General features: G+C 48.2%; 9 protein-coding genes. 5 read left to right on the top strand and 4 right to left on the bottom strand.

All coding sequences use genetic code 11. From position 1 onward, the window contains the following. Nucleotides 1-6: 6 nt before the first annotated feature. The 3 genes from AC5YB3_RS11270 to AC5YB3_RS11260 form a co-directional block, all read right to left on the bottom strand. Nucleotides 7-1,830, bottom strand: a complete 1,824-nt coding sequence (locus AC5YB3_RS11270; protein ID WP_494527134.1) for a glycerophosphodiester phosphodiesterase family protein — start codon at nt 1,828-1,830, stop codon at nt 7-9. 218 nt (nt 1,831-2,048) lie between these two features. Beyond that, complete coding sequence (locus tag AC5YB3_RS11265; protein WP_342901890.1) at nt 2,049-2,666, bottom strand: FMN-binding negative transcriptional regulator; 618 nt, start codon at nt 2,664-2,666, stop codon at nt 2,049-2,051. Between the two features lie 356 nt (nt 2,667-3,022). Beyond that, a complete protein-coding gene (locus AC5YB3_RS11260; protein WP_259214481.1) occupies nt 3,023-4,693 on the bottom strand; it encodes an endonuclease in 1,671 nt (556 codons plus the stop codon). 672 nt (nt 4,694-5,365) lie between these two features. On the opposite strand from AC5YB3_RS11260, the gene AC5YB3_RS11255 reads away from it, so the two are divergent. Continuing rightward, complete coding sequence (locus tag AC5YB3_RS11255; RefSeq protein WP_494527133.1) at nt 5,366-5,926, top strand: MarR family winged helix-turn-helix transcriptional regulator; 561 nt, start codon at nt 5,366-5,368, stop codon at nt 5,924-5,926. After that, on the top strand, nt 5,919-6,677 hold the full coding sequence (locus AC5YB3_RS11250; protein WP_494527132.1) for a siderophore-interacting protein: 759 nt from the start codon (nt 5,919-5,921) through the stop codon (nt 6,675-6,677). Before AC5YB3_RS11255 ends, AC5YB3_RS11250 begins: the two co-directional genes overlap by 8 nt. Nucleotides 6,678-6,788: 111 nt before the next feature. Here AC5YB3_RS11250 and hutI read toward each other — a convergent pair whose 3' ends face one another. Next, nucleotides 6,789-8,015 (bottom strand): imidazolonepropionase, encoded by a 1,227-nt coding sequence (hutI, locus tag AC5YB3_RS11245; protein WP_071940560.1) that lies wholly within the window; start codon nt 8,013-8,015, stop codon nt 6,789-6,791. A 233-nt stretch (nt 8,016-8,248) separates the two neighbouring features. Here hutI and hutC point away from each other — a divergent pair, with 233 nt between their 5' ends. From hutC to hutH, 3 genes are all read left to right on the top strand, one after another. Continuing rightward, nucleotides 8,249-8,956: a histidine utilization transcriptional repressor HutC gene (gene hutC, locus AC5YB3_RS11240; protein ID WP_494527131.1), complete on the top strand. Its 708-nt coding sequence runs from the start codon at nt 8,249-8,251 to the stop codon at nt 8,954-8,956. Nucleotides 8,957-9,111: 155 nt separating this feature from the next. Beyond that, on the top strand, nt 9,112-10,779 hold the full coding sequence (hutU, locus tag AC5YB3_RS11235; RefSeq protein ID WP_494527130.1) for a urocanate hydratase: 1,668 nt from the start codon (nt 9,112-9,114) through the stop codon (nt 10,777-10,779). Between the two features lie 54 nt (nt 10,780-10,833). Next, complete coding sequence (gene hutH, locus AC5YB3_RS11230) at nt 10,834-12,375, top strand: histidine ammonia-lyase (RefSeq protein WP_494527129.1); 1,542 nt, start codon at nt 10,834-10,836, stop codon at nt 12,373-12,375. Nucleotides 12,376-12,401: the final 26 nt, after the last annotated feature.

The raw sequence follows: 12,401 nt of genomic DNA, 5'->3' as shown, positions 1-12,401 counted from the left end.
CGGCATTTACAGCACATAACGTAGGCGCAGTGCCGTTTGTTCAACGGGGGACAGTGCGAGCCATTGTTCTCGTATTTCCACCGCTTCCTGTGGATAGTCGGTGATCAGCACATCGGCTCCCAGTGCTAACATGCGTAGCATTTGCCGTGGATTGTTCACTGTCCACACATGCACTTGCTTGCCGCCCTTATGGGCTCTGGCGATAAACTTCTCATTGGTAATTGACTGATTTATCGCTATAAATTGTGCATTCGACTTAATCGGGTCGCCGATAGATTGGGTGACAATCAGCCCTGTTTGGATTGAAGGGTCTAGTCGCTGCACTTCTTCAATAGCTCTTGCTTCGAGCGAGGTAATCACTACTTGTTGTATCATTTTCTGTTGTTGCAGCAGGGCAACAACAGCCTGCGCTAAGCTGGGATCGGCTTGATTATATTTGAGCTCAATATTCAAACCTATCTTATTGCGCGCCTCATTGAGCATTTGTAGTAGTGTCGGCACGGATTCACCTGCAAAGGCGGCACTGTGCCAGCGACCCGCATCGAGTTGTTGTATTTCACTGGCGCTGAGATTGGCTACTCGCCGTGGATCGCCCGCGATACGCATTAAATCCGCATCGTGCAGCACTATTAAGGTGCCGTCAGCGGCGGTTTGCACATCTATTTCAGCATAATCGGCCTTTTCTGCAATCGCTAAACGCAAAGCCGCAAGGGTATTTTCTGGTGCCCTAGCTGCCCCCGCTCGGTGGGCTGAAATGAGGATTTCATCCCTTTGTGGCTCACTGCTTAGGGCATACACTCCAAATCCCAGCATGATTAAAAAAGTCGTGACCAAGACGCCACTTAGAGTGTAAATCGACAGCTCTGAAGTCTTTTTAACTGTCTCTCGTCCAAGACGTTCTAATCCTGCAGGTTTCTCTCCCAGTTGGCGGTATAACAGCAAGATGATAAAGGCTTCGCCAAACATGCCGAGCAAGGACCAAGTTGCACTCAGCATAAAAATCAGTGCAGAGACGAGGGCCAACATGGCTAATTCTGCCGAAAGTGTCAGTGAAACCCGGTCGAGTAAGCTATCGCCCCCCCACGAGATCAACAGCATTAAGGGGTACAGTAAAGCCCCTATCCTTAACCACCAACCCGCCGCGTGCCACATAATCGCGCGTTCATTACCCGCACTTAACTGCCAACTGCGTTTAAGTGCCGTTAATGCATCGGTTGTTTCACTGACAATTATCGTCAGGGAAAAGGCCGCTTTGGCCCACAGATATAAGCTAATAAGCAGATAGAGTAACGCTAAGAAGGCCATGCTCGATAAGGCTAAATACCATTCTACTGGCTTGAAATACAGGTAGTAATTGATGTCGTGTCCCTGTAGAAACACGCTAAAAATAAGATACCCTAATCCCATAAAAAGTACGCTGAGCAGCAGTAAGCAAGCCGCATATATGCTACCAAGGCGAATGAATACGGGTAAACGCGCCGTGGCGAAAATCATTGCCCGCACTGGGCCTATGGGAATATCGTATAGCCCAGATGCGGCCAGAATCGTGACCCCAGCGCGCTGGGTGAAAAACACGGTAAAGCTGCTGAATAGGGTAATAATCATAAATAGCAAGCCATAGGGAGACATGGCGAAGGCGATTAAGTCGTAATTGGTTATGGTGACATTGCCCGTTTTGGCAATCAGGTGGCGCAGTAGCCAGCCAAAAGACGGGACGATAATACCCGCCGACACTAAGGTAAATAGCAGTTCAAATTCAATGAGTTTTCTACCGCAACGACGAATGGCTTTAAGCGTGTCATGCCAGTAACTGTGTTCAGGATTCAGCATGCAGCTTCCTTATTCGTGCGAGTTAGGACTGTAATTTAGCAGCGTTTCCGGTTGACGGTTAGTCATTGGTACAATGTTTTAGATATGGGCAGGCCGTTAAAGTCTTCTTCTCAATGATTTTACAGAAGATCTACGGGTACCGGATTAAATTCGACAATGATTAACAGTGCTGCGCGACTGTGAGCGGCTAATCAAAGTATTGGCTTAGCTGCATGGGCTCAGCCATTACCTTTGCCAATATCTCGTTGATTCATATAGTGGGCTAATTGTGCTGCATCGGCATGGGGGCTTGCACTTAAGCCGTTGAACACACCCTGTTGATCGCTAATGGATCTATGCTGGCCGAGCTTTTCTTTTGCTTGAATCTCATCAATCACAATTTTAAAGCCGACTATGGCTTGGCGCAGCTTTTGCTGATACTCATCTGGCATAATTTGTTTATCTTGCAATAGCTTGGGTTCGTACTTCGCCACTAAATTGTCCAACATGTCTTGGGTTTCGGTATCACTCAACAGGCTTGCGACACCATAACAATGCACCGCCGCATAATTCCATGTAGGCACCGCAGGCTTAGCATCATACCAAGTTGGTGAAATGTAAGCGTGTGCGCCGCTGAAAACCACCAATACCCGCTGGTTTTCAAGCTCTTGCCAATGTGAGTTCGCTCGCGAAACATGGCCATACAACACGCCTTTCTCTCCCACAGTTGCATCGAGTACAAAGGGAATATGGGTCGCATTAAGTGAGCACGAAACCAGTAAACCAAAGCTGTTTTGCGTGATAAAAGCTGTGATGGCCTGCTGATCTGTCATCGCCATATTCTTAGGTGTATACATTATCGTCCTTGGGTTTTAACACGAGTGAAAGCGTTATATTACAAGGAAAAAGTCGGGAGTCGATAGGGGATTTAGGGGGTTAATTTGTGGCCTGACAGCTGTGGATGTTTTGCGATCAAATTTAATTTGATGCTTATTAAAATATTTTATACCCAAAGATTAGGACCTAGCATCCCAGCGACTGGGTGAATTGTCATCTAGGATTTGAACGTTTATGGATGATAGCTATGGTTAGTGAGTTGTTATGATATGTGTAATCTGTTTAATCTTTACAAATTAAGTGCTTAATGTATTTTTGTCGTAAGTAATAAGCCCAACTCGTGGTCGGGCTTATACGTGAGGACGAGATCTAAAGATTAGTTACATGAGGCACTATAAATATCAGCTGCCCATTGTGGGTTATCAATAAACGGGTTGCGGTTGTGTTGTAGCTCATAAACGCGATTATTGCGGCGACGTTCCCAGTCACTCACAGGATCTTGGATATGCCAGCCTAACAAGGTACAGAGATCGCCGAGTAGCGGTTCACCTTCACCCGTCATACCTTTGGCTATGCTCAAGTCTGGAGTTCCACTGTTATCCCCACCTTGATAACGTACATCCATGTAGAAGACCATACGTGCGACATCGCCTTTGACCATGTCGGCAGGTTCAAAACTATCGCTATCAGTTTTGTTTGCCGGTGCTTCACTCAGAGGCGTTCCTCCTAAGGCGAAATCCTTGTTACCGCGTGTACTGTTGACTGTCACATCCGCAGGACGTAAATGGTTAAGGTCGGTATAAGCGTGTTGACTGCTATTGGGGAAGCCATGGCTTTTTGCCCAGACGTGTTCTCGATTCCAAGCATCGAGTGAGCTGCTCATACCTGCACGATTGGTTTTCGGCTCTGAGCGGCCGGTATAAAGTAGAATTACGTTGTTGCTGTTATTTGGATCTTCATCTGTGTAGTTCAACCCATCCCAGACTTGCGCATAGCTGAAGTGGGTTTGATCTTGAATAATCAGATTCAAACTCGTTTTCAGTGTGGTTCCGCTTTTACCTATCGCATTCGCATAATAACTATCAAAGCTATAGCCATCAGGATTAGGTGTTGTGCCGCCAGTATTTCCGCCAGTACCGTTATCTGGATCTGTGGGTGTTGTTGTGATTGTATAATTAGCTGTTAAGCTAGTGCCACTAAAGCTCTGATAAGCGACGATATTAACGTAATAACGTCCTGCAGAGGCATTTGCTATAGGGCAGGATTCATTGTTTCCAGAAAGGTAAGGGGCGCAGTCGTGTTGGTTTGTCGTCGGCTCGTTACCGAAACGAACATACAAATCGGCATCCCCGCTGCCACCTTTCATCGTAAAACTGAGATCCGTAGCGTTTTCAGGAATATCAGCAACAAATTTGAGTACTTGGCCTTGGGCTGCACTTAGGTTGAGCTGGCTCTCACCCTGTTCAAGCACATTGTCAGCCGTTGCTGGTGGCGTGGAACCGCTGCCATTATCACCGCCGGTATTACATTGGGACGTTAAGTTACCGCTTCCTGGCGTACCGGCATTGTTACTGGCGGCCCAATCAGCTTGTGACTTACTGTTAATGCTGGTTGTACGAACAAGGGAAACATCACGAACATTTAGACTCCAACCTGCAACTCCGCCTTCCCAAGCGACAAGATCAATTTCATCAGTACCCTTAGTGAGGCGGACATAGTCACCCGAGTTACCTAAGCTAAGTGGCATAGGGGCGATATCGGGTGTTGAGCCAAAGAGGTTGTTAAAGCCCGCTGCATTGATTGCAACAGTGAAATAGTGCCCCGCCGTTAAAGTGCCAGTGAGGTTTAAGCTGGCACCATTATCTTTTAATTGGTATTGACTTAAATCGATAGTGTCACAGCCCGGATTAAACAGTTCGATATATTCTTCGACACTGTCATTATTTGGTGTGTCGTATAGCACTTCACTAATTAATAATTCGGCATTGGCATTCAATGCCAAGCCCGCCATGATCAAAGATATCGCGATTTTGGATTTATTTATCATCAACATTACTCATCATTATTATTTTATTATCAGTTTGGCCTTATATCGGCCAATACCGGACCCCGAACAAATCCGTTTGAATCGATTAAAGAGTGATAATCGAGAAAAGCCGCAGCAGTATGCCACAACTAAGATGTCTGAAAAGTGTGTTTTGTGTTAATTTTTGTGTTTCGATTCGGTTTTAAAACGCTATTTTAATGACTTATCCTATCCATATTTGGCGTCTTAATTCGACATAAGTCGTTTTTCACGAGTTAGAACATATTTAGTGCTTATGCAGTCATTAATCGGTTTCGCGTTCTATAACGAATATTTTTATTTTGAGTAACAACTATTAGAACAATTAATTGCATGGAGTGTTGTTTAATTATTTTGTTATGTTGACTATTTAATTGGTCCTATTTTCTAAGATATAAGCTAAATAACTCGTTCGTAGTATAAAGCGCTTTTTTAGGGGTAAATATGCATTTTCTATGTCTTGTTTGATTAGTGGAATAAGCGAGAAACACAAAGCCGCTGGTTATTTAAAATGAGTTTTTAGAGTAAAAAACCAAGCGAGAGCATCACTATGCTTGGTATTCAGTGTCGTGATAATAGTCGACAACCTGAATGGTTGACACAGTCAACCAATATCGATATTGTTGATACAGTCAACTATATCGAGAGTCTTCTATGCCTTCATTGTCACTCAGTGAAACTTTGCACAGATTAGTGCATGCCTACAAAAAGCAATTGCGTAGCGATATTGCTGCACAAGAGATTGATTTACCTGTCACTCATATCCGTGCCTTGAAGGGCGTGTGTCGCAATCCTGAATCGACAGCTCAGTCTATTGCCCTGCGAATGCAGCGGGATAAAGCGCAAATTACCCGTGTTCTTAATGAGTTACAGCAGGGTGGGTTGATCACTAAAATCGATAACCCTAAGGATGGCCGCAGCCAGTTACTGAGACCCACGGCAGAGGGGGAAAAGATCATGACCCAGATCAGTGCCTCAGAACGTAAAACCGTGGCGCGTATGACGCAGGCGCTGAGCTCAGCCGAAGTCGACACCTTTATTAAACTTGCCAATCGGATCAGCAAGAGTGTGGATGAGGCGGCTGCCGCTAAAAGTGGTGCGGATTGCCCTACTCAAAAAAGACCATCCAGTAAGCCAAAAGACCCGATTGGCAAAGGAGCCGTTGAGGCACGCTTAATGGAAGAACAGGCCATAGGAGAAAATCATAATGAATAAACCTGCACCACGTGAGCTGGCAGTGATCCGCTCCACTTATATCACCCCGCATATGTTACGCATGACCTTAGGCGGTGCGGGATTCGCTGGTTTTCCTATCGATCAAGAGAGTGCCTATATCAAGTTGTTATTTCCACAAGCGGGTGAACGTCCCTTGATGCGAACCTACACGATTCGCCAGCAACGTGTTGATGAAATTGATGTGGATTTTGTGCTGCACGATACCGACGGCCCCGCATCGAGTTGGGCAAAAACGGCGCAGGTGGGCGATGTCATTCAAATTGGCGGACCCGGGCTTAAAAAACTGATTAACCTTGAGGCAGATTGGTTTTTACTCGCAGGTGATATGACAGCCTTGCCCGCCATTAGCGTGAATCTGGCGCAATTACCAAACAATGCCGTGGGTTACGCTGTGATTGAAGTGCTAAGCGAAGCCGACATTCAGCCTCTTGTGCATCCTGAAAATGTTGAGCTGCATTGGGTGATTAATCCTGAGGCCGATCCCGAAGGTCGCCCTTTGGTTGAGCGAATAGCCCAATTACCTTGGCTTGCTGGCGAGCCCGCCGTGTGGATTGCCTGTGAATTTAACAGCATGCGCGCGCTAAGAAGACACTTTAAGCAAGCGCATTCATTACCTAAGAGCCATTTTTATACCTCGAGCTATTGGAAAATTGGCTGTAATGAGGGCGAGCATAAGCTGGTAAAACAAGAGGATGAACAGTTAGAAAATGGTGCCAGTGCTAAAGCTTAAATCCTGTTGTTAAACAAACCGAGCTATTAAAAAAGATAAGGTCGCCAAGTTTGATTTTGCGACCTTATTTTATTTGCTACTTATGCCACATTTGCGGCGAGTACGTTCATTTTACTGATGTACTAGCTTGCCATTCTTTACCACATCTTTGCAGGGATTGACGCCGTAGGAATAGGCTAATTGCGCAGGAGTGGCGATATCCCACAGACAAAAATCGGCTTGTTTGCCAACGACTAAACTGCCGACGTTATCTTCAATCCCGAGTGCTTTGGCGGCATTTAATGTGAGGCCTTTTAAGGCTTCCTCTGGTGTTAAGCGGAACAAGGTACAGCCCATATTCAGCATCAATAGGGTCGAGCAAATGGGGGATGAACCTGGGTTGAAATCGCTGGCGAGCACCATAGGTACGCCGTATTGACGCAGTAAATCGATAGGTGGTTTTTGGGTTTCCCGCAAAAAGTAAAATGCGCCCGGCAGCAGTACGGCGCAGGTGCCACTTTCACTTAAGGCTTTAACGCCTGCTTCATCTAAGTATTCAATATGATCCACAGACTTAGCGCCAAGACGTGCGGCCAGTGCGCTGCCGCCCATATTGGTTAGCTGCTCGGCGTGGAGTTTAATCTCTAAGCCCGCCGCTTTGGCTGCGCTGAGTACCCGTTCGGTTTGCTCAAGATTAAAGGCGATATTCTCGCAGAACACATCCACCGCATCGGCAAGGTTTTCGGCGATCACTGCGGGCAGCATCTTATTGATAATTAAGTCGACATAGCCGTCGCTGTTGTCTTTATATTCAGGCGGAATAGCATGGGCGCCAAGGAATGTGGTCTTCACATCTACGTGGTGATGCTTGCCGAGCTCGCGGGCAACACGCAGGATTTTCAATTCAGTTTCTGTATCTAAGCCGTAACCTGATTTGATCTCAACCGTAGTCACCCCTTCTTTGGCGAGCGCGTTTAAGCGCTGGCGGCCGAGTTCGAATAATTCTGCTTCATCCGCTTCGCGGCAGGCCTTAACGGTCGAAATAATGCCGCCACCTGAGCGGGCAATTTCTTCGTAACTCGCGCCTTGTAGGCGTAACTCAAATTCATTGGCGCGATTACCGGCAAAGATTAAGTGGGTGTGGGCATCAATCAATCCTGGAGTGATCCAGCCGCCTTTGCCTCTGTAAACGGGAATGGACAACACATCGAAGGCTGGTAGTTCACTGCGGGGGCCAAGCCAAGCAATTTTGCCATCTTTAACTGCGATGGCCGCATTGGTGATGGCGCCATAAGGTGCTGATATGGAAGGGTCCATTGTGGCTAAGTTAACGTCAATCCAAACCTGATCCCAAGACATGTATTCCCCTCGCTGTGCTGGCAGATGTTAACCAAGTGATTAACGGTTTATTAAATTTATGTGAGCTGGCTTGTATTTACTTGTATATACAAGCTAGGATTGTAGCCGCAATTTTCACCGTTTGAAAGTGGCATGACAGACCCGTGTCTTTGTCGCCTTCGTCCGTGCCACTTTAGCAAGCATGACTTTCGCAAGGGCACAGGAACAAGAAGCTGAATTTAAGAGGATGTGTTTTGGCTATTCCTAAGTTTGCAGAAATTAAGCAATACATTATCTCCTCTATCGAATCTGGCGAGTGGGAAGAAAACGCCCGCGTGCCTTCCGAGAATCAGCTGGCCGACTTATTTACCTGCAGCCGAATGACGGCGCGACGTGCGCTAACTGAGCTGACGGATAGCGGCGTCCTCGAACGCTCCCAAGGACTCGGCACCTTTGTCGCTGGGCGTAAATCCCAGTCGTCTATGTTGGCGATTCGCAATATTGCCGATGAGATTAAAGATCGCGGCCACGGCTATAGCGTACAGCAATGGGTGTTAGAACAAACCGTTGCCAGTACAACTATCGCAATTTCCCTTGGGCTTGAGCGCGGCGCAAAGGTATTCCATTCGAGCTTAGTGCATTGCGAGCAGGGTTTACCGCTGCAAGTCGAGGAGCGTTACGTGAATCCCGAGTTGGTGCCCGACTATTTATTGCAGGATTTTACCTTGCTGACGCCCCACGAATATTTATCGCAAGTGGCACCGTTGACCGAGGCGCATCACACGATTGAAGCGATTATCGCCAGCGCCGAATTACAGCAAAGGCTCGAAATCCCCGCCACTGAGCCCTGTTTACAGATTTTACGCCGCACTTGGTCGCGCCAAGGTGTCGTGAGTTTTGCAAGGCTAGTTCACCCCGGTGGCCGCTTTAAACTCGGCGGCCACTTAACTTTTAGCAAGTAGCGCCAGTGGCGTTATTTACCGATGTAAATCAGTCACTCTAATAGCTGTATCTTTATAAGTTAAAAGATAAAAACACAATAAAAACAATAGTGCTAACCCGTATTAGCTACTCAGCGAATACGAGTTAGCACCACAGGTTGAAAGAGGAAAATTCAATGGACAAGCGACACGACCCAAGCCGCCGCATTATTGCACCGCATGGAACAAGATTAAGCTGCAAAAGCTGGTTGACCGAAGCGCCAATGCGCATGTTAATGAACAACTTACATCCCGATGTCGCCGAGCGCCCAGAAGACTTAGTCGTCTATGGTGGTATCGGCCGCGCCGCTCGCGACTGGGATTGCTATGACAAAATCATCGAAGTCTTACAACGCCTCGAAGATGACGAAACCTTATTAGTGCAATCGGGCAAACCAGTGGGTGTATTTCGCACCCACGCCGATGCGCCGCGCGTATTAATCGCTAACTCAAACCTAGTACCACATTGGGCGAACTGGGAGCATTTCAACGAGTTAGATAAGCTAGGTTTGGCCATGTACGGCCAGATGACCGCAGGTTCGTGGATCTACATTGGTACTCAAGGCATAGTTCAAGGCACCTACGAGACTTTCGTTTCTGTAGCGAAACAGCACTTTGATGGTATCTCCAAAGGCAAATGGATCCTCACTGGCGGGCTAGGTGGCATGGGCGGCGCGCAAACGCTAGCGGGCACTATGGCTGGCTTCTCGGTGTTAGCCTGTGAAGTCGACGAGACTCGCATCGATTTCCGTTTGCGCACTCGTTATGTCGACAAAAAAGCCACTTCGCTCGATGAAGCATTGGCGATGATTGAAGCGGCAAACCAAGCTGGCCAGCCTGTATCTGTTGGCTTACTGGCAAATGCCGCCGATGTGTTTGCCGAACTCGTTAAGCGCGGCGTTACACCTGATGTCGTAACCGACCAAACCTCGGCCCACGATCCATTAAACGGTTATCTGCCGCAGGGTTGGACTATGGTAGAGGCCGCAGCTATGCGTAAAACCGACGAAGCGGGCGTAGTGAAAGCTGCAAAAGCCTCGATGGCGGTGCAAGTACAAGCCATGCTCGATTTGCAAACTGCCGGCGCAGCTACCTTAGATTACGGTAACAACATTCGCCAAATGGCGTTTGAAATGGGCGTTGAAAACGCCTTTGATTTCCCAGGCTTTGTACCTGCTTATATTCGTCCGCTGTTCTGCGAAGGTATTGGCCCGTTCCGCTGGGTGGCCCTGTCTGGCGATCCAGAAGATATCTATAAAACCGACGCTAAAGTGAAAGAGCTTATTCCTGATAATCCACACCTACATAATTGGTTAGACATGGCGCGTGAGCGTATCGCCTTCCAAGGTCTACCTGCGCGTATCTGCTGGGTCGGCTTAAAAGATCGCGCTCGTTTAGCGTTAGCCTTTAACGAAATGGTCAAAAATGGTGAGTTGTCAGCACCCGTGGTAATCGGTCGCGACCACTTAGATTCTGGCTCTGTTGCCAGCCCGAACCGCGAAACCGAATCTATGCTGGACGGCTCAGATGCAGTATCCGATTGGCCATTACTAAACGCACTACTCAACACCGCCAGCGGCGCAACTTGGGTGTCGCTGCACCACGGCGGCGGCGTCGGCATGGGCTTTAGCCAACATTCGGGTGTGGTGATTGTGTGCGACGGTACCGATGCGGCGGCAAAACGGGTTGGCCGTGTGCTGTGGAATGACCCAGCGACAGGCGTGATGCGCCATGCCGATGCGGGCTACGAGATTGCGAAAAACTGCGCCAAAGAGCAGGGGCTCGACTTACCTATGCAAGAGTAGCCGATGCTAACTTCTTAAAATAACAATAATAACTAAAAGCTTGGAGCTAAAAATATGAAATCTGTGAATCACTTAGTGTTAACGCCGGGCAGCTTGAGCCTAGCGCAATTGCGCGAAATCAGCCGCCATAAGCTAACACTCGAACTCGCGCCAGAGGCCATTACCGACATCAACACCAGTGCGCAAATCGTGCAAAAAGTGCTGGATGAAGGCCGTACCGTTTACGGCATCAACACGGGTTTTGGCTTGTTGGCCAATACCAAGATAGCGCCCGAAGATCTGCAATTGCTGCAACGCTCAATCGTGTTGTCACACGCCGCTGGTACGGGCCAATACATGCAAGACGCCACAGTGCGCTTGATGATGGTGTTAAAAATCAATTCATTAAGCCGTGGCTTCTCGGGCATTCGTTTAGAAGTGATTAACTTCTTAATCAGTTTAGTGAACGCCGAAGTGTATCCCTGTGTGCCAGAAAAAGGCTCAGTGGGCGCATCGGGCGATTTAGCGCCACTGGCGCACATGTGTTTGCCTATGCTGGGCGAAGGCGAGATGAGCTATCGAGGTGAGTTAATTTCTGCCGCCGAAGGTTTAGAAATTGCTGGTCTCAAGCCAATCGATTTAGCGGCCAAAGAAGGGCTGGCTTTGCTTAACGGCACACAAGCGTCGACTGCGCTGGCGCTGGAAGGGTTGTTCCATGCCGAAGACTTGTTCGCAGCAAGTTCAGTGATCGGTGCCATGAGCGTCGAAGCCGCTATGGGCAGCCGTAGCCCGTTTGATCCTCGCATCCATGCGGCGCGTGGTCAGAAAGGTCAAATCGATTCGGCCATGGTCTTCCGTCATCTACTGGGTGAAGAGTCTGAGATAAGCTTAAGTCATGCTAACTGTGAAAAGGTGCAAGATCCTTACTCACTGCGCTGTCAGCCACAGGTGCTGGGTGCTTGCTTGACCCAAATTCGTCACGCGGCTGATGTGTTAGGCACTGAGGCCAATGGCGTAACCGATAATCCACTGGTGTTCCAAGACACGGGCGATATCATTTCTGGCGGTAACTTCCACGCCGAACCCGTGGCTATGGCGGCGGATAATCTGGCGATTGCAATTGCTGAACTGGGCTCCATTGCCGAGCGTCGTATTGCACTGCTAATCGATTCTAGCCTGTCGAAATTACCCCCTTTCCTAGTGAAAAACGGTGGCGTTAACTCAGGCTTTATGATCGCCCAAGTGACGGCGGCGGCATTGGCGTCCGAGAACAAAACCTACGCACATCCGGCATCAGTTGACAGCTTGCCAACATCGGCTAACCAAGAAGATCATGTTTCTATGGCGACCTTTGCTGCCCGCCGCTTGCGCGATATGAGCGAAAATACCCGTGGTGTACTGGCAATTGAATTGTTAGCGGCGGCTCAGGGTTTAGATTTTCGCGCTCCTTTAGCCCCAAGTGCTGCAGTGGCTAAGGCTAAAGCCGAATTGCGTGAAGTCGTCGCTTATTACGATAAAGACAGATACTTCGCGCCAGATATCGAAGCCGCGACAGACCTGTTATATACAGCGAGTTTTAACGCTTATCTGCCAGCAGGAACGCTAGCGAGCTTTTAAGCGCTTTAGTTTTTAAGAGCTTTGGC

It is taken from the genome of Shewanella sp. 1311 (genome assembly GCF_059338235.1).
The sequence above is the reverse complement of the archived record's forward strand: the minus strand, read 5'-3'. Positions and strand labels throughout refer to the sequence as shown.

What these genes read in the sequence shown, in the direction of transcription:
- AC5YB3_RS11260 (WP_259214481.1), bottom strand. Translation starts at nt 4,693, where the DNA reads ATGATAAATAAATCCAAAATCGCGATATCTTTGATCATGGCGGGCTTG.
- AC5YB3_RS11265 (WP_342901890.1), bottom strand. Translation starts at nt 2,666, where the DNA reads ATGTATACACCTAAGAATATGGCGATGACAGATCAGCAGGCCATCACA.
- AC5YB3_RS11250 (WP_494527132.1), top strand. Translation starts at nt 5,919, where the DNA reads ATGAATAAACCTGCACCACGTGAGCTGGCAGTGATCCGCTCCACTTAT.
- AC5YB3_RS11255 (WP_494527133.1), top strand. Translation starts at nt 5,366, where the DNA reads ATGCCTTCATTGTCACTCAGTGAAACTTTGCACAGATTAGTGCATGCC.
- AC5YB3_RS11270 (WP_494527134.1), bottom strand. Translation starts at nt 1,830, where the DNA reads ATGCTGAATCCTGAACACAGTTACTGGCATGACACGCTTAAAGCCATT.
- hutH (WP_494527129.1), top strand. Translation starts at nt 10,834, where the DNA reads ATGAAATCTGTGAATCACTTAGTGTTAACGCCGGGCAGCTTGAGCCTA.
- hutU (WP_494527130.1), top strand. Translation starts at nt 9,112, where the DNA reads ATGGACAAGCGACACGACCCAAGCCGCCGCATTATTGCACCGCATGGA.
- hutI (WP_071940560.1), bottom strand. Translation starts at nt 8,015, where the DNA reads ATGTCTTGGGATCAGGTTTGGATTGACGTTAACTTAGCCACAATGGAC.